The organism is Alishewanella longhuensis (genome assembly GCF_014653435.1).
GTDB classification, from domain to species: Bacteria; Pseudomonadota; Gammaproteobacteria; order Enterobacterales; family Alteromonadaceae; genus Alishewanella; species Alishewanella longhuensis.
In genome coordinates this window covers 138,770-161,846 of the sequence record NZ_BNAO01000009.1, presented here as the reverse complement: position 1 = coordinate 161,846, position 23,077 = coordinate 138,770, and the positions used below count along the sequence as shown (strand labels likewise).

Sequence of the window (23,077 nt, the reverse complement as noted above, 5' to 3'; positions counted from 1 at the left end):
GGGCATGCAGCAAAACTGGCACCGCGGCTATTTATGGCCAGTTAGCTTGGCATTGCTGATCCATCTGGTATTTTTTGCCTTACTGTTAAGACCCTTACCTGTCTCGCCGCCGGCTATTGTTGAGCCCGTATCGAGTTATTTGTATACGCCCCCTAAGCCCGTTGTACCAGCAGAGCCTCTGCTGACTGAAGTAGTCGCAGCTGTATTGCCGGCAGAGCCTGATGAAACAAACGTTGCCACTCAGGCTGCTCCCAATACACGCAGCCCCATCGAGGAAGAGGCGTTTTCCACGGCAACGGGGAGTACAGAGCAGTATGAAGTACTAAGTGATACGTTAACAACGGAACAGACTAGTGTCGACGCTGACGCTAGGTTAGTCTCGGAACATGCCGCTACATCCTCTACCGCCGCCAGTTTGGCAGAGCGTGCATTATCGGGTATTGCGCAACAATATAGTGCGCCAGTAGCAGACTACGCCGGCTGGTCACAGCAACAAAAGCAGCCCCGTTTGACCGTGGCTAAAGAACATCAGCAACTTAGCTCTGAGGCTGAAAATGCCGCCAGGGGCGTAGGTATGCAAATGGTTAAGCTGGGAGATCGTTGTTTGATTGTTGATCCCGCGCTTAGCGGATTTGAACAGTTGATGGATGCAAAAGGTATACCGTGCAAAGAAAGCGATGATGCGGTGTTATTTAGGCAAGTTATGAGTAAATGGTTAGATCGTTAGCCTCTTCATTATGGGTTGTTATAAATTTTTACCCGACAGGCTTATTTCGGCATCCTGAATATGAACCATTTAACTGAATTGAGCAGCGCAGTGACATCTTGGCTTGTTTTAAGTAATGTTTTAGTTAAATATGAGTTTAATTTTTCTCAGGGAGAGTTTAAATGAAATGGTTAATCTGTTTGTTGTTATGTAGTGCCTGTTTTAGCAGCAAAGCAAATTGGTTAAGTGCAATGGAAGCCTATGAAAATGCCAGCTTTGCGCAAGCAGAATTAGCTTTTTCAAAATTACTTACTCTGGGCAATAAAGATGCCGTCTTCAATTTGGGAGTCATGGCTTATAACGGCGAGGGGCAAGTTAGCAATTTGCCGTTGGCTGCTGCTTATTTTCAGTTAGCCACTGAGCTTAAACACCCTGAAGCCGAGCGGCTCTTTACCGCGGTCTCTAACCAACTTACCGATGAGCATAAAAAACAGTTGGAACAATACTATACCAAGCTCCGTAGCGATGTTTTTTTTATCAATTACCAAGAGCAGCAACAAGCCTCAGTAAGACCAAGCAGACTCAAGGCGTTAACAAAGGTCGCGCCAGAGTACCCTAAAAGCGCATTACGGGATAATTTGTTTGGTTATGTGACGTTGCGTTTACTGGTCGATGGTGAAGGCAGAGTGCATGCTGCGGATGCTATAGATAGCTACCCTGCGGCTGTTTTTGATGAGGTGGCAATTCAGGCGATAAAGCAATGGCGTTATGAAGCCACTGGCCGCTTTCACGTGCAGTCTGCACAATTCGATTTTGCCATAAGTGGCGGCATCAGGCCTCTTATCATAGAGCGTTGGCTAAAAAGCTCAAAATTATGGTCCTTGGCTGTCGAAGGCTCGCCAGCGCATCAAGAAGCCTTGGGCACGGTATTGCATGTTATTAATACGCAAAGTCAAAAGGAGCTGAATTTTTTCAAGGTGGCTGAGCCTGATGCTGCGCGCGTGCCCACTATGCAAGCGTTAGAGGCCGAGGCTGAGTTTCATTTTTTTGTAACAGACTTCAGTGGCAAAGCTATTGTGCAATTGGCCAGAAACGGGACTATTACCGAAGTACTCGATGATTCAAATTTAACTTCTCCTGCAGCAAGCCAGTTAATTGGGCAACAGGTGAAAGGCCGCGGTAAGATTGCAGCGGGTAACTATGTGTTACGTCAATCCTTTGGGTCAGTCGAGAACAGGGTTTCGGTTGAAAAAATAGTCGACCTGCCAAACACCTTAGATGGCTATTACTGGTGGCGCAAAGCCGCCAAAAATGGCGATCTTAGGGCGCAACGTAATTTAGCTGCCCGCTTTAATTCCTGGAAAGAGTATTTATTATTGCAAGAAGACCCGGTGGTGATGGCATGGGTCGGGGTGGATTTATTGCTGAACGGTGAGAAAGACCAGGGCATTTATTGGTTAGAGAAAGCGATAGCGCTGCATTACCCTCAGGCTAGCCAACTAAAAACCCTGTTGCTATAAATAACTAATGAAACTTTGCTGGCGCCACCTGAGAGCAGCTGTGTTCTGTCAGATGGTCGCCAGGATAATTAGTTCGCCAGATGTTGTTCCAATCTGCTACGCAACTCGCCGTCAATGGTGACGGCTTTACCGGTTTTTTGGTTTAAGCACACAAAAGTAACTTGCGCATCGGCGGCCACAGCATCAGTCCCCGCAATCCGCACCTCTTGCGAAACGACCGCACTTTTACCGGCAACTTTGCTAAATTGGGTGTACACTTCCAACGTTTGCCCCATAGTGGCGGCGACTTTGTAGTTGATATTAATATTGACGATGACCCAAGCCAGGCCATGGGCTGCAAACCATTCGATATCACCACTATCTTCTAAATATCCCCAGCGCGCTTCTTCTAAGAACTCCAGATAGCGTGCGTTATTTACATGCTGGTATATATCCAGGTGGTAGCCGCGAACTTTAATCAGCGTTTTATGTTGCATCGTTTCGCTCTTTGTTTAGTGTATTTACTCTGATTTTGGCATAGGCGGTCGTCTTGTTCCAGCATAAATATAAGCTAGGTATTTTTTATATTTAAAATTAATGACGCCGTCTTGCTATTTAATATGGATAAAATTAACAATTTTAATGAAACTATTTAAATATAGTTTTTTTTTGTCTATTATGGCTAAGCTGTATTTGGTTACGATATGAATAATTTAAACTTTTTATGGATATCAAAATTCTAAGCAGGGACTTTTAAATGCGAATAGTTTTTTTAATATTATTTTTGGTCGCAACTTTTGGTGTTCGCGCTGATTGGTTGGTTGCATTACAGGCATATGAGAATAAAAAATATTCTGCAGCCAAAGTTGGGTTTGAAAATTTGCTGCCGCTGGGTAATGCAGACGCAGCTTTCAATTTAGCTGTTATGGCGTACTATGGTGAAGGGCAAGAAGTTAATCTTGAAGAGGCGTTATCTCATTTTTTATTAGCCGAAAAGTTACAGCATCCACAGGCTACAGAGATAGTAAAACGTATATATCAAGAGGCCAGCGCCGCGCAGCGGGTAGCGGCAGAAGATGCTGCATCAAAGGCTTTTTCGGCTGTTATCATTAAACAAGATGCTAAAGCATATCAGTTGAGTCGAGAACACGCACCAGCACAAATTAGCACACCAATGCCAGATATCCCAGATGATGTATCAAGGAAAAACCCCTTCGGTTATATAGTTTTACAATTCTTGGTAGACGGTAGTGGCCGAGTGCAAGTTGTAGATGCGATAGATGGTTTTCCCGAGGGAGTTTTTGATTCCTACACTTTTAGAGCTATGCGTCGTTGGCAATATGAAGCAACAGGTAAGCCACACTTACTGTCGGTTAAATTAAATTTCTGGGTAAAGGGTGCAATGAATGGGCGCTCAGCTAATCAAGTTCTAAGTCATCAGAACCTATGGCAATATGCTCAGATTGGCTCTGGCCGACATCAGGAAATGCTGGGTAGCGTTTTAAACTTAGTTTCGATGGTTTCAGGTGCTTTGGTATATGTCGAGCCATCTCTATCCGAGCCACAGTCCGCGCCTGATTTATCTGCGTGGTTCGAAACTAAAAAGCTAGAAGTAAATATATCCTCGTTAGAGGGCAGTGTTAGTGTTCAAACTAATGAGCAGGGTGAAATTGTTCGGTTGCTTGATATAAGCAGTTTGTATAAACCAGAACCAGAAAAAATATTAGGTTTAAAAGTTAGGGGAGCTGCGGCGGGCATATTTGAATTAACGAAAAATATTAGTCAGGATCGTTCGTTCAGTAGAATAAGTAAGAGAGATGGCATTATTATTCAACAATATTTGCCGGTACACGCTATGCTAACTCCTGGATTTTGGTGGAAAAAAGCTGCAGTGAATGGCGATCGCCGTGCTCAGCGTATTCTGGGAGCACAACGTGAAGATTGGCAATTCTATCTTTTACAGCAGCAAGACCCTATGGCGATGGCTTGGCATGGTGCGCGCTTAATTCTGGATGGTGAACGAACTGAAGGTGTTACTTTACTGGAGCAAGCAAAAACCGCAGGTTACAAGCCTGCGGCCGATTTGATAGAGGTGCTGGCGCAATAGTTATATATAGGCAAAAGCATCTGCAAACATATGCTCGCGCTGGCCACCTTGCTCAGCAAAGGCCTCGCGGGCAACGCCAGCCATCGCAAAGGGGCCTGCCATATAAATGTCATAGGCCTCAAGTGAAACAAAATCATGCAGTACCGCTTCATGTACCAAGCCTGTCCTACCTGACCAAGAAGTAGCTGCTTGTTGCACGACTGGGATAAAACGGAATTTAGAATTAGTTGCCGCCCATTGCTCAAGCTCGGCCTGATAATAAAGCGCCTGTTCATTCCGTACCCCCCAGTATAAAAATACCGGCTTATTTTGCTTTGCTGCTTCGATTGCCATGGCGATGCTGTACACGTAGGAAAAACCTGTGCCTCCTGCCAGTAAAATAACAGGCCTGTCACTCTGGGCGTGCCACTGCGCCTGACCTAAGCCAACTTCTACTTGCACTGGGGCCGCTAATGCATGCTGCTGTTGTAAGTGACTCATCGCGACACTAGACCAGCTATCACCTTCCGGAGTGCCAATATGTAACTCCAGCAATGCTTGCTCAGGTATGCTGGCGATCGAAAAAGGGCGCTTATCAGTGGGTGTTATACAAAGTTGTAGATACTGCCCAGCAGTAAACTGCACTGGCATTGAGGGGGCTAATAACACTTTACTAACCACCGGGGTTAAGGCTTCAATAGAAACAACCTGACAAGCAATAGCGTTCATAAACATCTCGTGTTAAGCGGCGCTCAGCCGCGAATAAAGGGGTGGTGAAGCTCTAAATCTGAGTCAGCATAGGCTAAGCAGCAGTAAACAAAGAACTGCTGCCGGTCCGTTTCAGTCAGCGGGCTAGGCGGCGCGTAATTTACCTTGCCGCTGCGCAACTTACAGACACAACTGGTACAAACACCTTGTTGGCAGCGATAGGGGAAATCTATGCCTTGCCTAAGCGCTGCCTGCAAAATAGTTTCGTTAGCGTCTACCGCAAATTGCAACTTTGCTGGCTGCACCGTTACCAGGAAACTCATCTTTGTTTATCCGGTAGCGGAATACCTAAACTGGGCCAAAGTGTATCAATCCGTTGTTTAATCTCATCTGACATCACAATGGGTTCGCCCCATTCCCGGGTGGTTTCTCCTGGCCATTTATTCGTTGCATCCATGCCCATTTTCGAGCCTAAACCTGATACTGGCGAGGCAAAATCCAAATAATCTATAGGTGTATTCTCTACCAGAGTTGTATCTCTGGCGGGATCCATCCGGGTGGTAATAGCCCAAATCACATCTTGCCAGTCGCGGGCATTAATATCATCGTCGCAGACTATCACAAATTTAGTGTACATAAATTGGCGTAAGAAAGACCAAACGCCCATCATTACCCGCTTCGCGTGCCCAGGATACTGCTTCTTCATCGTCACTACTGCTAAGCGATACGAACAGCCTTCTGGCGGCAGATAAAAATCGGTGATTTCTGGAAATTGCTTTTGCAATATAGGTACAAACACCTCATTAAGCGCAACCCCGAGAATCGCTGGTTCATCTGGTGGTCTACCCGTGTAGGTACTGTGGTAAATCGGATCTTGGCGGTGGGTAATATGGGTTACGGTGAATACTGGAAAGCTATCGACTTCGTTATAATAACCAGTATGATCGCCATAAGGTCCTTCCGGTGCCATTTCCCCTGGCTCTATATAGCCTTCGAGTACAAATTCGGCGTTAGCTGGAACTTGTAAATCATTACTGACACATTTTACGACCTCGGTATTATCACCCCGTAATAGACCGGCAAAACCATATTCAGATAGCGTGTCGGGTACCGGAGTTACCGCACCCAGAATGGTCGCTGGATCAGCACCCAGCGCAACTGCAACCGGAAAACGTTCACCGGGGTGAGCTTTTTGCCACTCAAAGAAATCCAGGGCGCCACCACGATGTGATAACCAGCGCATAATCACCTTATTTTTACCCAGCACTTGCTGACGATAAATACCGAGGTTCTGCCGCTCTTTATGCGGTCCCTTGGTGACGGTTAGGCCCCAGGTAATTAAGGGCGCGGCATCTCCAGGCCAGCAAGTCATCACAGGCAGTTTGGTTAAGTCAACCTGATCACCGCTTAACACAACTTGTTGGCAAACCGCTTTTTTCACCTGCTTCACCGACATATTCAGTACTTGCTTAAAAATCGGCAATTTACTAAACGCATCCTTTAAGCCTTTCGGCGGTTCCGGTTCTTTGAGAAATGCCAGCAATTTACCGACTTCACGCAATGCGCTAACATCCTCTTGTCCCATGCCAAGCGCCACCCGCTGTGGTGTGCCAAATAAATTCGCGAGTACTGGTATATCGTAGCCTTTGGGATTTTCAAATAATAATGCCGGGCCGCCAGCTCTTAGTGTTCTATCGGCTATCTCGGTCATTTCCAAGACAGGATCAATTTGTTGTGTTATCCGAACTAACTCACCGCGTTGCTCTAACTGGTGAATAAAGTCCCGCAAATCTTTGTATTTCATGTGTTACCTTTTAAGGGCCTGTTTGGCTGCACCAAGACACTGTTGGCTATTATACAGTTCTAAGCTGGTACTGCCAGTTTTGGCCGATTGGATGACAATTATCGGCGTTTACTGCAAAACAATGTCTGTTATACGTAAACAGTGCCGAAAGGGGTTAGCGGGTTTTAACAAGAATCTTTTTTACTTAATTACTCGCATATTTTCTGGTGTCTGGCTTTAAGGTTTTGCTCAACTATTCTTAGCAGTCTATGCTATAGGTCAAGTGTTTAATATAAGTCACCATAATACCCTTGTCGTAAGCCATTTAAGCTGGGGGAGTTAAATCACTCTTTCGCTTAAATATATAAAACTAAAGCTTTCACTAGTGTTTTTTGATAAAAATAAGCTACTAACCCTTTTGAGGTCATTTTTTTATGCAGTTCCCAGACTCAGTAAAACAGCAAAGCTGTAGTGATTGCTTAAGTGGTCAAGACTTGGGTTTTCAAATTCGTATGGCATTTCAGCCTATTATAGATTGGCAAACCAAAACTATTTTTGCTTATGAAGCTCTGGTGCGAGGACCTAATGGTGAAGGTGCTGGTTGGGTATTCGAACGTATTAATGATAAAAACAAATATTATTTTGATCAGGCTTGCCGGGTTAAAGCAATAGAGACAGCGGCAAAATTGGGCTGCGAGACATTTTTAAACATTAATTTTTTACCTAATGCTGTATATAACCCGGAAACTTGTATTAAAGCCACCATAGAAGCTGCGGATTTATATGGGTTTGATTTAACCAAGCTGATTTTTGAAGTAACTGAGGGCGAAGAAATTCCCGATAAAGATCATTTAAACCGGATTTTTCGCAGTTATGCGAAGCGCGGTTTTCAAACTGCTATAGATGATTATGGGTCGGGTTATGCGACCCTGGAATGGTTAATCGAGTTAAAGCCTCATATTCTGAAGTTAGACATGCAATTAATTCGGAATATTCATCTTAATCCAGCGAAACAACATATTGTTTGTAAGACGATTGAGCAGTGTGAGCTGCAAGGGGCCAAAGTATTGGCAGAGGGGATCGAAACGAAAGAAGAGTTAGAGTATCTCACGGGAATTGGTATTCGTTATTTGCAGGGTTACTATTTTGCTAAACCTGAACTAGAAAGATTGGCGCCGCTGTCTGCTATCCAAGGCCTTTCCTAGTTTTCATAAAAATCAGGCGCTATGTTAGCGCCTGATGTCAGTTAGAAATATCTTAGAAGTTGTAAGCTACCCTGCCATAAAATAAACGACCAGAACGACCAAAAGGTGAATAATTTGAAAAAGACGTGGCACCTGTCGTATTCAAATTAATCGGGAACGGATCTGGATATTTATCAAAGATATTATCTGCACCAAAAGCCAAGGTCCAATTGTCATTAAACTCGTACCGCGCCTCCAGATCGATCAGCGTTTTCGGGGTTAAGATAAAATCTGTCGCTTCTGAGGTGCCAGGTGTTAATACTTCACCATAGCGTGTTGCTTTTAACGTTGCACTAAGATTGTCGTAACTCCAGTTTACCGTGGCACCCAATTTATCTTTTGGCGTACCTTTTTCAAAGGTTAACACGTTGACCCGACCAAACAGCACTGGGGCAGGGTTTAATTGTGACAGCTGAGCGGTCTCTGGCACGGCAGTCACTTTCGTTTTGTTGTAGTTACCTACTAACGTAAAGTCAAATAGCCCTAGCTGGTCGGTTGGTAAAGACCAGTTCACAACGACATCAACCCCTTGTGTCTCGGTATCTACACCATTAATAAAGAACCTACCACCGCCAATGCCGATAAAGCCTTGTGAGGTAAGGTATTCGCGGACGTTAACTGCGGTTAGGTTCTCAGATAAGACTATGCGATCCTTAATATCGATGCGATAGCCATCAATAGTGACTGACACGCCACCCAGGCGGAATACGGTACCTAATGAATAGTTTACCGATTTCTCAGCATCCAATGCCGTTGCTCCCAACGCTTGCGCGATCGGATCGCTTACCGGAAAAGTAGTGATATCAAAAGGAACGCCGCCAATGAAGTTAGTTGAGGTAGCAGTGAAATTTTGCTGTTGCAATGAAGGGGCTCTGAAACCATTTTGGATAGAACCACGTAAAGCAAAATTATCAGTAAAATCATATCGTAAAGCGGCTTTGCCGGTTAAGTTGCTGCCAAAATCAGAATAATCTTCAGCGCGAACAGCGACAGAGCCTAACATGTTGTCAGTAAGATTTGCTTCAAGATCTAAATAAACACCGATCGCCCGCCGTGTATCGCGTGTTTCGTTTGATGGTCTGAACCCCGGGAATACCTGAGCGCCGGACGCGGTGGGATTGCCATTAGGCAGCAATACGCCACCGTTGCGCCAAGAGTCTGGTTCACCAGCGAAAATGCTATAGCGTTCACGACGAAGCTCAACGCCTGTGGCAACGTTTAATGGTGATGCCAAAGCGGCTACGTTAAATGAACGAACACCAGAGAGGTTAAATACGCTTTGGCCATAACGGAAGCCGCCAGCATCAAATTCAGTTTTGCTGCTAGGGCCAATAGAGCGATTGAGCGTGTTCTCGATGGTAAATGCCATACGGTTTTGACCCCACACTAGCGAGGTATCTACGGTCCATTCACCCACATCAAATTCATACCCCACGGCGGCACTGGCGTCAGTGACATCAGGAGCAATAATGGGTAAGAAACCATCTGGGTAGATTTCGATAATATTTCGGTCATCTCTGGCTGTGCGATAGAAACCACCTGATCTTGCTTCGCGATCTTGATAGCTTAGCCAGCCATAGATTTTACCGTTTTCCAGCGTTTTACCTGCATTGGCAAAAAGTGTGAACTGTTCCAGTTCAGGTTCGCCATACCAGGCGTTAAAACGGTTAAAGAGAGCTTCACGTGGGTCGAACTCACCATTTACCAGAGCATATTGCTGGCGGTAATCCCAGCCACCGCGCTCCGTTTTCTCGGCATCTTTGTATTCTGCCGACACGGTTAAAAAAGCATTGTTGCCTAAATCGAAACCACGCCAACCGCTAAGAGTAAGCGTTTCACCATCTGTTCTGCTGCGCTCAATAGACGATGGTGCACTCCAGGTTGCACCTGCGGGTGGTGTAGTGGTCGGCGTACTGTACCTAGTCTCACGCCAGCCGTAAGAAGTGGTAAAATTACCGCCTTCGCTAGCCTCTCGCAATCTTACATTAAGTACGCCAGCGATAGCATCGGAACCATATTGGGCTGAAGCACCGTCACGAAGCACTTCTACAGAACTAATTGCTGCAGTGGGAATGGTGTTAAGGTCGACGGCGGAAGAGCCGCGACCAACAGAGCCATTCACATTTACCAAGGACGCGGCATGACGACGTTTCGAATTGACCAACACCAAGGATTGATCTGGCCCTAAACCTCGTAAGGTCGCAGGGCGCACCGTATCGGTGCCGTCGGTAAGACCTGGGCGCGGAAAATTAAATGAAGGTAGTGCCGTTGAAAGTAACTGATTTAACTCCGTTGAGCCTGCTCGTTGCAGCATCTCCGTACTGACAATATCAATTGGCACAGCTGTGTCAGATACTGAGCGTCCTGCTACACGGGTACCGGTAACAACAATTTGCTCAATTTTTTCAGCTTTTTCTTCGGTAGTATCCTGCTGCGCGAAAGCGGCAGGACTGAGCAGTGTAACAGCAACTGCTAGTGCGAGCGGATGTGGCTTGAAGCTGCGCATATGTGATATCTCCAAATTATTTTTATTAAAGCAATGACTTTAACAACCTGATCCTGGGGTCAGTACAACAATTAAAGATTTCATAATTGCCCATTGACTATGGCATAGTCTTTGGGAGACTTCCAGAAGTCTTGTAAAACAAAGGTTTTTTTGTTTCTGCTCCGGGGCCTAGGATGGATAATTGGTGGTTTTTAGTTAATCTTACTCGGTAAATGGCATTTTTAGTTTGTTATTCAGCTTACTTTCAAATTAAATTTGCAGCGAATGCCAAATATCATTAAGCACAGGTGTTAATTAGTTTATGCTTAGAGCAGGATCTATTTTAAGAACATGAGCAAGTATCCAGGTGCAACACATCATTTCGGCAGTTTGGCGAAGCGTCATTAACATCTATATAGAGGCTCGAAAGTCTTGGAGAAAGCTATCTCCCGCTTTCTTAAGCATGCTTCTGCTAATAAGCGTGCTGCACTTTAGCTACTCAGCTGCTACTAGTAAGAAGTTGACTATCGATTTTGCTCTTTTTCATCAAAAGATGGCTGGTAAATATGGCGACACGCGGACCGAGCTTTCTCAGCAATGGGAGCGGATGTTACTTGGGCTGACCGATTTAGATGATCTTGAAAAATTAAGACGGGTAAACCAGTTTTTTCAAAATAATGTACGGTTCAAATCAGATCAAGCATTGTGGGGTGTCAGTGACTACTGGGCAACACCTTTGGAAACCTTAGGTAAAGGTTTTGGTGATTGTGAAGACTATGCAATTGCTAAGTATATTAGCCTTAGGTTTGCAGGAATAGACGATACTAAACTGAGATTAATTTATGTTCGGGCCAGAATGGGTGGTCCTCATAGTTCAGTGTTTGAGCCTCACATGGTGCTGGGATATTATGCTGATCCCATGGCAGAACCTCTCATTTTAGATAATTTAGTGAATACGGTGGCGTTGGCATCAGAGCGCACAGATTTATCGCCAGTGTTTAGTTTTAATAGTGAAGGTCTATGGGCGGGGCATTTAAGTGCTAATCAAGCGGCTTCTAGCCCTACCGCGCGATTGTCTCGTTGGCGTGATGTTTTGGAACGGATGCAACAAGATGGCATCGGTTTTTAGTTGTGGAAAAGTATTTTATTCGTGGTTTGGCTTAACTTAGAGAGTGCAAAATGTCTTTAATAAAACAACTTTGGGTTGTTATCGCAGTAGTATTGGTTCTGGCTTTTGTTAGTAGTTTTTCTATTAGCAGCTACAGCGCCAGAAATTACTTCTCAGAGCAGCTGAACATTAAGAATATTGATAATGCCAATATGCTGGCGCTTTCTATTTCACAGCTTGAAAAAGATCCGACTTTAATAGAATTATTGGTAGCGGCTCAGTTTGACACCGGACATTACCAAAAAATTGCCTTGATTCTTGCTAATGGCGATACCTTCTTAGTGAAAGAGTATGAAGCAGTTGTCGCTGATTCGGTACCCGATTGGTTCAGTACATTAGTCCCACTTAACGTTTTGCCGGGAGTTGCGCAGATACAGGATGGTTGGCAACAATTTGGTACTTTATATGTTGAAAGTCATAGTAGATTTGCGCAGCAAGCCTTGTGGCAAAGTACATCACAAATGTTTTTCTGGTTTGCAGTAGTAGCGTTGTTTTCCGGTGCAATTGGCAGTTTGATTCTTAAAGTGATTACCAGGCCGTTAGATGATGTTGTAGCTCAGGCTGAAGCGATAGGGGGGCGGCGTTTTATCACGTCACAGGAGCCCAGAACACTTGAGTTTGGCCGAGTTGTTCGTGCTATGAACTTATTATCATTACGTGTACGCAATATGCTTGAGACTGAAAACAAGCGTTTGGACGAAATGCGTATTAAATTTCAATTGGATGAATTAACAGGTTTAAACAACAGAACGACTTTTATGGCGGCCTTGGATGCTGCGCTGGCTAGCGATGACAAAACAGAGCCTCATATGATTTGCATGCTTAGAGTTTTCGATTTGCGTGTGATTAATCAGAAACTGGGCCATAAAGCCACTGACAAACTACTATGTGACGTTGCTACTCTTTTACAACAGCAGGGGAAAAGGTTTGAGGCCCAAGTGGGTTCAGTCACACTTGCACGGATCAACAGTAGTGACTTTGCCATCTTATTAACGCAAGCTGATGATATAAAAGAAATTCATAATTCTATTCAACAGTCTTTGTTACAGTTACAACAAGCGCATGCCGCTAAAGTAAACATTTATTTTCCATTAGCAGCAACTGTATTTTTAAGTAGCGAAGCGAAGCCAGATATTTTAATCAGATTAGACAACGTATTGGCTAATGCCGAGTTGACGGAAGAGGCTGGTATAGAATTGGCTTATGTCCCTGAACAAGGACAAATGTTTCGCAGCGCGGCTGAGTGGCGTGAGGCGCTTAGTACTGCGATAAACAATAATCACATTACCTTAAAACAATACCCTGTTTGTTATTTTGATGGAACGCTGTTTCACAGCGAAGCCATGGTCAGAGTCAGTCTGGCTGGAGAACAACGGTCGGCCGGATGCTTTATTGCATGGGCGAGGCGTCTCGGTTTATTGCCTCAGCTAGATGTTGCAGTAATTCGCCAGGCGCTGACAATACTACAAGGTTCTGAGACACTTATTCTTGCCGTGAATATGACGATCGATACGATCAAAGATCATGCAATAAAAAATACCATCTTAAAATTACTACAAACTCAGCCCGAGTTAGGTAAAAGGCTATCTTTAGAATTTAACGAGCAAGCTGTGATAGCAGAAATTGAAGCGTTTAGAGATTTTGTCAGAGTAGCAAAGGGGCTTGGAATTATCTTAGGAGTGCAAGCGGCGGGGAATCAATTTGCTCAGTTAAAAGATATTCAAGAGCTAGGTTTAGATTATTTGAAAGTGGATGCATCATTAATTAGGCAGTTATATACATCCCCTCAAGATGCGAAAGATTTTATCGGGGGCTTCTGTGGTTTAGGGCACTCGCTGGGCTTAACGATGATTGCTGAGGGTGTCGTTGATGGCTATGACATCTCATTGTTGCAGCAAGTAGGCCTTGATGCGATTACCGGGCCTGCTGTAAGAGCGGGGTAGTGCGGAGTGCGGATGCGCAGTTGATTTTGACAAGCTGCGCAGATAAGAAAAACTAAAGATCTAAGTTAACAGTTTCTTCGTCAGGATTGTCCGATACCAGATTTAAGGTAGCAATTCTGTGCCGGATATGTTGACGCGAAAGTAGTTTCTGTTGAGCTGCTTTGGGTAAATCGGTAAATTGAATAATACCTTTAATTGTTAGTAAATCGATAACATCCTCTAGTACCCTTATAAGATCTTTATCCGACTTCTTAAATTCGACAACCGGCGAGCTTTCTTGCTGATTCTGGATAAAATCAATCAACTCGTATGAGTCAGCATCCAGATATTCCTCTGCAATACCTGAAATACGCTCTTTACTGACAAGCACTATTTCATTATTTGCATTTCTTCTTACGAACATTTTAGCCTCCTTGGCTAATTCGAAATGTAAGCTAGGCTTTGAGCTTCAATATTAGCTGAAATCTGTCACTAACCTCCAATTTCGAAAAGATAGATGATAGATGCTCCTTCACTGTTCGTTCAGATATGGCTAGCCTTCTGGCAATCTCTTTGTTGCTCAAGCCGGTTTTAATTTCCTTAACAACATCTAGCTCCCTTTTCGTAAGCTTATTTAATTCTTCATCATTCTTTATGGGCATCTTCACTGTTAAAGAGCCGATAAGTCCAGTGACTATAGACGCGGGCAACCATAAAGCGCCATTTGTTACTGCATTTGCAGCTTGTTCTAGTATGGTTGTATTCGAAAATAGATCAAGGTACCCTTTGGCACCGGCGTTTAATGCTGCGATTACTTCATCTGTACTGCCATTTCGGGTTAAGGCGAGTACCTGATTACCATTGCTATGATAAAATTTTATGATGTCCTGCCAGTGTGGAATGCCTGTGACAACCCAAATTAAAGTGTTGGAAAAAGTCTCATCCTTTGTAAACACTGTTTGAATTAACGCCTCGGGCATGAGTTCTAGCCAACGTGGGCTAATCAGCTCGTTTTCCGTATAAATAATATGATTTAGTTTCATCGTTCCGTCATCGCCTGTGAAGTTGCTCTTAACACCGGTTTTAAAAGGTATTCCAAGACTGTTTTCTTCCCAGTCACTATATCAACCTGAGTTGTCATTCCTGGTATTATTAGGAGTTCATCATTAAAACCAAGATCATGTGTTTTCAATCTGACCAAGTAAAAAGTATTTTCATGCTCATCCGTGATGGTGTCAGCGCTAATATGCTGTACTTCCGCCGTCAAACCACCATAAACTGCAAAGTCGTAAGCTGTAAATTTTATCATTGCACTTTGGCCCGGCCGGATAAACGCGATATCTTTAGGGGGGATTCTTGCTTCAATAATAAGTTGATCATCTAAAGGAATAATTTCCAAGACATCTCTACCTGGAGTGATAACGCCGCCCAAAGTATTAAAATAGAGCCTTTGTACCGTGCCTCTGACAGGAGAGCGGATTTCTGTTTGCTTCACTTTGTCTGCCAGTCCTGCTTCCGCCTCGGTGAGACTTTCTAGCTTTGCTCTGGATTCAGCGAGCTGACTTTGCCAGCGGTTGAGCATAGTTAATTCGGTTTCGCGCAATTTGTTCGTTGCTTCAGCTATTGCAGCTTGTGCTCTGGCAATATTCGCTTGTGAGCGTCTTAATTCTCCCGTTAGATTTGCAACATCACGCTCCAGCCGAATAATATCGACATCGGATACAGCGCCAGAGGCGAGCAGTGGTTTGGTAACACGCAGCTCTCTGCTGGTTAATTCTAAAGTGGTACTAAATTGTACTTCGGCAGCTTGAATTTCCCGGAGTTCCTCCTGCCGTTGCAACATCTGATTTCTAATTGCTGACTGTTGCTCAGCTAATTCCGCTTTGCTGGTCTCATAGAGTTGTTGCTCTTGCTGCACAATATAGGGAGCTTCAGACATCAATTCATCAGGAAATATCAGTTCTGTTTTTGCTGTTAGGGCTCTTAACCTTGCGACTTCAGCGGTAAGTGCAAAAAATTGTGCTCTGCTTTCTCTTAGGTTTGCTACAAATCGCGTTGGATCTATTCGCAGTAAAGGATCCCCCGCGTCTACGATTTGCCCTTCGCGTACAAAGATAGCCTCAACAATACCGCCGTCTAATGACTGTATTACTTGTAATTGCTGAGAAGGAATGACTTTACCGTCCCCTCTGGCAACCTCGTCCAAGGGAGCAAATGCGGCCCAAATAATTAATATTAAAATAGCCAATAACATAGTGTAAAGCAAAGCTCTGGCTCTAAGCGGCTCTTGTTGAACCCTTGCCCACTCTGCATCAACAACCCAGTCACTATGCTGTGTTGGCGTTAGCCAACGACCAAAAAATCGCTCCAGTAAATTTGCTTCGGCGGGTAATTGTGTCAATGAAGCTATTTTTTCAAAGCCACGTTGCTCAATGCTTTTTTCTTTTGCTTTATTCATTAGTTGGCACTCCCAACGCGTCCTTGACGCAGAGCATCCAACACCATTTCTTTCGGCCCATCCGCAACTATTTTACCCGCATCTATAACGATGATTCTCTCTGCCAGAGTGAGTAAGGAGCTACGATGCGTGACAATAATCATTGTTTTACCCACGGAGTATTGCGCAAGCTTTTGCTTTAGTACCTCTTCACTGGAGTGATCGAGTGCTCCGCTGGGTTCATCAAGCAGTAATATAGATGGTTGGTTAATTAGGGCTCTCGCTATAGCAATTGATTGGCGTTGACCGCCAGAGAGTAGTTTGCCACTTTCACCTACTTGCATATTAAAACCGGCGGGGTGTTTATTCGCAAAAGGGAGAATGCCTGCTAGTTCAGCGGCTTTTAAGATTTCGTCGTCATTAGCTTGCGGATGAGCCGTGATGATATTTTCTTTGAGCGTTCCAAAAAATAAGGATATATCCTGTGGTACATAACCAATGTTTCGTCTTAACTCAGTTGGATTAAGTTGTCTGCTATCTATACCATCAATTAACACCGCTCCAGACTCAGGATCATAGAGGCCAAGAATAAGCCGTTCCAAAGTGCTTTTGCCAGAGCCATTCTTTCCCAGAATGGCAACGTGCTCACCTGCTTTAATTTTGAAGTTGACACCGGATAAAGCTAAGGTTTCGGCGGCAGGATATTTGAAATTAACTTGGCGGAATTCGATATCACCTTTTAATACGGGTCGACTAATTTGATTGTTTTTGCTCTCGTTCTCTGTTGGTCTAGTCATGATTTCATCTAACGATTTCATGGCTGTGGCTGCGTTGTGATATTGAGAGAGCAATCCAGCAACCTGACTAATAGGAGCGATGGCCCTTGAAGAGAGCATGTAGGCCCCTATCAGTCCACCTTGTGTCATTTGGCCATCAATTAGCAGATATACGCCGACAACCATAATAACGATAGATACCGCATGCTGAACAAACATAGAGGTGTTGGTAATAGTCGCCGACAGAAAGCGCATTTTTGCTCCAGTACGGCTAATAAAAATAGTGGCCTTCTCCCAAACGGATTGGATATGATTTTCTGCGTTAAAGCTCTTTACGTTTTCTATGTTAGAAATGCTCTCTACTAAGGTAGAGTTTCTCATTGCGCTGGCACGCATCGATGCTTCAGATAGCGATTTCATTTTTTGTTGCGCCATAAGGGCGTAAAATATGATGAAAGCGCCGCCAAGTATGATAGGGATTATTAAAGGCCAGCTAATCAAAGCGATTATTGTTATAAATAATAAAACGAAAGGAAGATCGACTAAAGTGACTACGGTAAGCGAACCTGTGAAACTACGAATAGATTCAAAGGATTGCACATTAGAAGTAAAAGAGCCTGTAGAATCAGGTCTATTGATTAACTTCATGCCCATCACTTTTTCCATAATTGTGGACGAAAGCTGAACATCTGCTCTGCTTGCCGCTAAGTCAACAAACCAGCTTCGCATTAATCTGAGCGCCAGATCTGCCAGTAGCGCAAGTAAAATGCCCACTGATAAAACCCAGAGTGTATCAGTGGCATGATTGGGTACGACTCTGTCATAGATATTCATGACATAGAGTGGCATTGCAACTGCAAGTAAATTGATTACCAGTGCTGCAATTACAACATCACGATACAATCTGCGATTATCTTTTATAACGCTCCAAAACCAGTGGCGTTCTTTTAGGTTGCGGATGATCGGTGCACGTTTATCAAATTGGAATTCAGGACGGCAATAAATTAATTGACCGGCATAGCGACCGGTGAGCTCTGTAAGTGGAATGACCTGACTACTATTAGGTAGATCTGGAAAGATTATTTCCGCAGTATTGTCAGTTAGGTTTAATTTATTTAGTACACAACACTGCTTGTCTGCAAGCAATAAGACGGCAGGTAACAGATTGGGATTTATCGCTTCGAATTGTCTATTAGCCATTTTACTGCTAAAGCCAATCTTCTTAGCTGCCCTGGCGAACACGGAAGGTGTTAAGCAACCATTAATCAAAGGGAGTCCAGATAAAATGGACTCTTTACTAAACTCTCGATGGTGGCTGAGTGCAATAATTGCCAAGCATTCAGCTAAAGGATCGAAATGTTCTTTCTGTGACTCCATTTTGGACAAATTTCCTTACTACAACTACGACAGCTTTAAATATTTCGGGCAGCTACAATTCAGCTAGCTGCCCTAACACTACGTTAATTCCAGCAAAAGCTATTTAGGAGTGACACTCGCTTCAATTCTGCGGTTCTGGCTATGCGCTTGCTCTGAGTTACCCGCTACTTTTGGGCGGCTCGAAGCATAACCTTTGGCGCTAATGCGATCTGCACTTATACCAAACCGCTGGCCTAGGATAGCGGCAACAGCTTTCGCCCGTCTTTCAGACAGTATTTGGTTGTACCACTCTTTACCTACTGCAGACGTGTGACCTTGAATTTCTACTTTAGTATTTGGGTAACGTTTTAAATAGTTGGCCAGAGCGGTAATATCCTCAGTATAGCTTTGATCGATAATATCTGAGTCATGGGCAAAGAACACGTTTAAACCGATGGTTACTTGTTTTTCCTCAAATACAGAGCAACCATTAGCATCAACTTTATCGCCTTTAGGTGTGTCCGGACAGTCATCACGATAATTGGGAACACCATCGCCGTCATCATCTCTTAAAGAAGAAAGTTGATTATCAATTTCAGTTACGCCGCAGATTTCTTCAGGAGTCGCTTCTAATGGCTCTGCACCAAGGTCGGCGAGTGTTGGCAAACCGGTACGAGCAACATCAACCGAGCTTAACAGCTGTCCCATGCCTGCAAGTGTTCTAGTAACTGCAAGGCTTAAATCATAATTAGCATTGGTAAAAGCGCGGGCTGCCTGAAAGTATTCATTTTCCGAATCCAGCACATCGAGTAAGGTACGTTGGCCTATATCAAACTGGTTTTTGTAAGCCGTTCTAACTTTATCTGAAGATAGCCGATGTTGATTTAAAACAGGAATTTGCTCACTGATTTTGTTGACATCATTATATGCAATTTGTAGCGTCTGTCTGATATCAACACAGACTTTATCTCTTAAATCTTTAGCAACGTTGACCTCCTCTAGTGCTCTACGCACGGCGGTTTGATCTCTATTGCCATTATAAATGTTATATCTAAACTCAAGACCAATACGCCCTTCAGTTTGGCTGTTCTTTTGCCATAAGTCATCGTAATTTTGTGTGCCGTAGCGCGCAGTTAAATTCAACTGAGGACGAAAACCAGCTTTACTTGAATCTACCGCTGACTCTGTAGCCGAAATATTTCTTATCGCGGCATGAAATGCTGGGTTCGTTCTATAAGCTGTAGAAATCGTTTCGTTTGCAGAAGACGGCAAAAAATTGGGTCCTAAGCGAACCGGGGCCAATTGACTTGGTGGCATTTGGCCAACAATTCTTAAATAACGGGCACTGACATCATGTAAATTAGACAGCTCAACAAGCACGTTAGACTCTGCCAACGAAACCCGGCCACTAATTTGCTCCAAATCAGCAGCTCTAGCCACTCCAGCTCTGCTGCTTTGTTCAATTTGTTTATAAACATCTAAGTGCTTAGAGAGGTTTTCCTGAGCAAGAGCAACCAGTTCCCTTTGCCTCAGTACATCTTGATAAGCTGCGATAGCTGCCGCTGCGGTGCTCTCAACTTTGTCTAGTAATTCGAAGTATCTGACAAGTTGTACTTGGGAGAAGCGTTTAACTTCGTTACGTGTTCTGCCGCCGTCATATACCATTTGGTTAAATGACAATTCAGCATAACCGGCGTTTAACTGCCGCTCGATGCCATAGTCTCGTCGTTGGTGACCGAAACCGGAATTTAAATCTAATGTTGGTTTATAGCCAGCTTGAGCTAAACCTACATCATGACCGGAGACTAAGAAGGTATGCCACGCAGCCTGAACTTCTGGATTAGACTCAATAGCTCTCTTAGTAATATCGGCAACGGTTAGTTCTGAAGCGCTGGCCGAGTTAATACCAAGGGCTAGCAAAATCAATGTAGCAATTTTGTTTGTTTTCATAACGTCACATCCAGTGTGTTACTTAAGTTTATGTTAATTAGGGGAGCTTTGGTTAACCTCCCCTTCCGGAAAATGATATTTTTATGTAAATAATTAGCCGATCAACAGGGTTTTGCTTTTTAAGGTATTGCAAAAAACACAAAAACAATGTAGAGGCTGAGTTTTTTTATCGCAAGGCCTTGTAAATCATTAGTCATTAAAATGCTTTTATCAAGCTTGGTGGCGATTGCTTACCGCTATTTAATAGTACTTTTATACTATTTTTATGAAAATCAGCACCTTGGTGAATAAAAATAACCTAAAAGTAGTGTTTTGGCAATGAGTGTTTTCTACACAATATTAGCTTTAGCTAGGCCCTCGGGATCAACTTTTTACAATGCGGCGAAAAAATAACCTGTACTTCAGTACGGTATCAGCACACTTATTTTTGTCGTATGGTGATGTAATAGAGTAATAGTATAGACAAAGGAATAGTTATGAGCCCAGTTATCGCGGTAGTTGCAACAGCAACAAATAATGTTGTTATACAGTCAGAAGATGGTAGTACCCGTATCGCAGTTGAAGGAGAGCAACTCCAGGCCGGTGATAAGATAGTCACGCCAGAAGGTGGCGAGGCAACATTACTTGTCGACGGTAAAGAGCTTATAAAAGTTCCTGGTAATCAAACGTTACAGTTGACTCCAGACATTCTTGCAAGCCAGGAGCCTGCGCCAGATGAGCGTAAAGTAGAAGAAGCTGCAGCCGACGAACTATTACAACTTTTAGACGGTGAAGGTGACCTACTTGATGAGTTAGGTGAGACAGCAGCTGGCGCTGGAGCGGATGACGGCCCTGATGGTGAAGGTGGCTCCATAGTCAGATTAATAAGAATTTCTGAAAGCACCACGCCGGTTGGTTATGAATATTCACCTCTTAGTTCGGAGGACGATGCTTTCGGCGAACCTGAAGCTGACGCTGTCCCTCCTCAACCAGTTATTATTACGTTAACTGTTGAAAGTTCAGTTACTGAGGGCGGTAGCTATACTGTAGTTGCTACCTTAAACAACCCTGTTACTGGTGCGCCTTTTGTAATACAGCTAAATGACGGTTCTACTATTACTATCCCCGTAGGCGAGTCAACAGGAACAGTCACTGTTCCTGTGCGTGAAGATGATGTTTATGTGCAAGGTGACGAAGTCATTAATATTAATGTCACATCAACTTCTGGCGGCAACTTCTCCACAGTTGATTCTTCATCGTCGGTAGCAGTGATTGTTACTGATAATAACGATGTCACAGTTATAACTTTAGAAACGCCAGAGGTAGTTGTAGAAGGCGTAAGTGTTATTGTTACCGCTACCGTGAGCAATCCTGTGACTGGTTCGCCACTAGTGATCACTTTAAGCAATGGAAGCACTATTACTATCCCGGTTGGTGAAACCTCAGGTGCTGTCGAAGTTAGCAGTCGTGAAGATGATTTTTATATTCAAGGTGATGAATCTTTAACCTTCTCTATTAGTAATGTAAATGGTGGTAACTTTGAAGCGCTAGATTCAAGCAGTTCTTCCACTACAGTGGTTATAGATGATAATGATTTAACAACAATTACCCTCACATCCCCAGCCGAAGTGGTTGAAGGTGATACCATTACTGTTACTGCCACCGTAAGCAATCCTGTCACCGGTACACCATTGGTGATTGATTTAGGTAATGGCGTTACTATCACTATTCCAGTAGGTGAAAGCACTGGAAGTGTAGACATTGGTACTCGTGAAAATGATGTTTATGTACAGGGTAACGAGCAAGTTGACTTTGCGATTACCAATGTAACAGGTGGTAATTATGAAGCGCTTGATACCACAAGTACGGCTTCAACTAGTGTTACTGACGATAACGATGTTACTTCAATCATTCTTACTTCAACCGAACAAGTTATTGAGGGTGAATCTATTACAGTAACTGCTACGGTCGGCCAACCCGTTACTGGCTCACCTTTAGTGGTAAATCTGGACAACGGATTAACTATAGTTATCGCTGTTGGTGAAAGCTCCGCATCAATTGAAGTCGACACTCGCGCTGATGATTTCTATGTTCAAGGCACGGACGATATCACGTTTGCCATTAGTGATGTGTCTGGCGGTGAATTTGAAGCGCTAGATACCAGCAGCACAACTAGTAGTTCGGTAGTTGATGATAACGACGTGACCACTATTACATTAACAGGCCCAAGTGAAGTGGTTGAGGGCCAGGATATTACTGTAACTGCTACCGTTAGCAACCCTGTTACTGAGGCGCCTTTAGTTATCGATTTGGGCAATGGTAATATCATTACGATTCCTGTGGGTGAGAGTAGCGGTAGTGCTACCGTCGGGGTTCGTCCTGAGGACGCCAATGTTCAAGGTAATGAGCAAATTGATTTTGCCATCGTCGGTACTTCAGGTGGTAATTACGAAGCGCTGGATACCAGTAGTACTTTGAGTACCACTGTAGTTGATAGCGGCATTGAGACAAATCTGGTACTCACATCAACTAGTGAAGTGATCGAAGGTGAGTTGATTACGGTTACAGCCACAGTCAGCAACGTGGTGGCGGGTACGCCATTAGTGGTGGATTTGGGTAATGGCGTGAGCATTACCATCCCGGTTGGTGCAAGCAGCGGCTCGACCACGGTGGATACACGGGACGATGATGTGTATCTGCAAGGTACTGATGCGGTGACGTTTGAAGTGGTCGGCACCACGGGTGGTACCTTCGACTCGCTGAATACCGATACTAGCACTACTACGAATGTGGTTGATGACGCGGATGTGACCACCATCACGTTAAGTGTCCCTGATGTTGTGATAGAGGGCGAACCCATTACAATTACAGCAAGTGTGGATAATCCGGTAACGGGGACTCCGCTGGTGATTGATTTAGGCAATGGCACCAGCATCACTATTGCCGTAGGGGCGAGTACTGGCTCTACGACGGTAGAA

General features: G+C 44.0%; 17 protein-coding genes. 7 read left to right on the top strand and 10 right to left on the bottom strand.

Annotated elements, in window-relative coordinates:
* The first annotated feature begins 4 nt into the window (after positions 1-4).
* A complete protein-coding gene (locus IE163_RS15545; RefSeq protein WP_189433909.1) occupies positions 5-727 on the top strand; it encodes a hypothetical protein in 723 nt (240 codons plus the stop codon).
* 161 nt (positions 728-888) lie between these two features.
* Entirely contained in the window at positions 889-2,226 is a 1,338-nt protein-coding gene (locus IE163_RS15540; protein WP_189433908.1) for an energy transducer TonB, read from the top strand.
* A 68-nt stretch (positions 2,227-2,294) separates the two neighbouring features.
* Here the strand turns inward: IE163_RS15540 and IE163_RS15535 are convergent, their stop codons facing one another.
* Positions 2,295-2,702, bottom strand: coding sequence for an acyl-CoA thioesterase (locus IE163_RS15535; RefSeq protein WP_189433907.1), 408 nt, complete (start codon positions 2,700-2,702; stop codon positions 2,295-2,297).
* A 260-nt stretch (positions 2,703-2,962) separates the two neighbouring features.
* Between IE163_RS15535 and IE163_RS15530 the strand changes: the two genes are divergently transcribed.
* Positions 2,963-4,312: an SEL1-like repeat protein gene (locus IE163_RS15530; protein WP_189433906.1), complete on the top strand. Its 1,350-nt coding sequence runs from the start codon at positions 2,963-2,965 to the stop codon at positions 4,310-4,312.
* Here IE163_RS15530 and fre read toward each other — a convergent pair whose 3' ends face one another.
* The 3 genes from fre to ubiD are packed head-to-tail and all read right to left on the bottom strand — an operon-like array spanning position 4,313 to position 6,803.
* Complete coding sequence (fre, locus tag IE163_RS15525) at positions 4,313-5,020, bottom strand: NAD(P)H-flavin reductase (protein ID WP_189433905.1); 708 nt, start codon at positions 5,018-5,020, stop codon at positions 4,313-4,315.
* Between the two features lie 23 nt (positions 5,021-5,043).
* Positions 5,044-5,322, bottom strand: a complete 279-nt coding sequence (locus IE163_RS15520; RefSeq protein ID WP_189433904.1) for a 2Fe-2S iron-sulfur cluster-binding protein — start codon at positions 5,320-5,322, stop codon at positions 5,044-5,046.
* Entirely contained in the window at positions 5,319-6,803 is a 1,485-nt protein-coding gene (gene ubiD / locus IE163_RS15515; RefSeq protein ID WP_189433903.1) for a 4-hydroxy-3-polyprenylbenzoate decarboxylase, read from the bottom strand. The genes IE163_RS15520 and ubiD overlap by 4 nt, the downstream gene beginning before the upstream one ends.
* A gap of 413 nt (positions 6,804-7,216) precedes the next feature.
* Between ubiD and IE163_RS15510 the strand changes: the two genes are divergently transcribed.
* On the top strand, positions 7,217-7,987 hold the full coding sequence (locus IE163_RS15510; RefSeq protein WP_189433902.1) for an EAL domain-containing protein: 771 nt from the start codon (positions 7,217-7,219) through the stop codon (positions 7,985-7,987).
* A 52-nt stretch (positions 7,988-8,039) separates the two neighbouring features.
* On the opposite strand, the gene IE163_RS15505 is transcribed toward IE163_RS15510, so the two are convergent.
* Positions 8,040-10,532 (bottom strand): TonB-dependent receptor plug domain-containing protein, encoded by a 2,493-nt coding sequence (locus IE163_RS15505; RefSeq protein WP_189433901.1) that lies wholly within the window; start codon positions 10,530-10,532, stop codon positions 8,040-8,042.
* Positions 10,533-10,878: 346 nt separating this feature from the next.
* Between IE163_RS15505 and IE163_RS15500 the strand changes: the two genes are divergently transcribed.
* Entirely contained in the window at positions 10,879-11,640 is a 762-nt protein-coding gene (locus IE163_RS15500) for a transglutaminase-like cysteine peptidase (RefSeq protein ID WP_229833603.1), read from the top strand.
* Positions 11,641-11,690: 50 nt separating this feature from the next.
* Positions 11,691-13,622: a bifunctional diguanylate cyclase/phosphodiesterase gene (locus IE163_RS15495; protein WP_189433900.1), complete on the top strand. Its 1,932-nt coding sequence runs from the start codon at positions 11,691-11,693 to the stop codon at positions 13,620-13,622.
* A gap of 52 nt (positions 13,623-13,674) precedes the next feature.
* On the opposite strand, the gene IE163_RS15490 is transcribed toward IE163_RS15495, so the two are convergent.
* From IE163_RS15490 to IE163_RS15470, 5 genes are all read right to left on the bottom strand, one after another.
* Positions 13,675-14,025, bottom strand: coding sequence for a tryptophan synthase subunit beta like protein (locus tag IE163_RS15490; RefSeq protein ID WP_189433899.1), 351 nt, complete (start codon positions 14,023-14,025; stop codon positions 13,675-13,677).
* A 31-nt stretch (positions 14,026-14,056) separates the two neighbouring features.
* Positions 14,057-14,644, bottom strand: a complete 588-nt coding sequence (locus IE163_RS15485; protein ID WP_189433898.1) for a response regulator transcription factor — start codon at positions 14,642-14,644, stop codon at positions 14,057-14,059.
* Complete coding sequence (locus IE163_RS15480; RefSeq protein ID WP_189433897.1) at positions 14,641-16,059, bottom strand: HlyD family type I secretion periplasmic adaptor subunit; 1,419 nt, start codon at positions 16,057-16,059, stop codon at positions 14,641-14,643. Before IE163_RS15480 ends, IE163_RS15485 begins: the two co-directional genes overlap by 4 nt.
* The gene (locus IE163_RS15475; RefSeq protein ID WP_189433896.1) at positions 16,059-18,191 is read right to left on the bottom strand and encodes a type I secretion system permease/ATPase; all 2,133 of its coding nucleotides are present in this window, start codon (positions 18,189-18,191) and stop codon (positions 16,059-16,061) included. The genes IE163_RS15480 and IE163_RS15475 overlap by 1 nt, the downstream gene beginning before the upstream one ends.
* A gap of 99 nt (positions 18,192-18,290) precedes the next feature.
* The gene (locus IE163_RS15470; protein WP_189433895.1) at positions 18,291-20,120 is read right to left on the bottom strand and encodes a TolC family outer membrane protein; all 1,830 of its coding nucleotides are present in this window, start codon (positions 20,118-20,120) and stop codon (positions 18,291-18,293) included.
* A gap of 476 nt (positions 20,121-20,596) precedes the next feature.
* On the opposite strand from IE163_RS15470, the gene IE163_RS15465 reads away from it, so the two are divergent.
* Positions 20,597-23,077: retention module-containing protein (locus IE163_RS15465; protein ID WP_189433894.1), on the top strand; the 2,481-nt coding region annotated here is incomplete at its 3' end.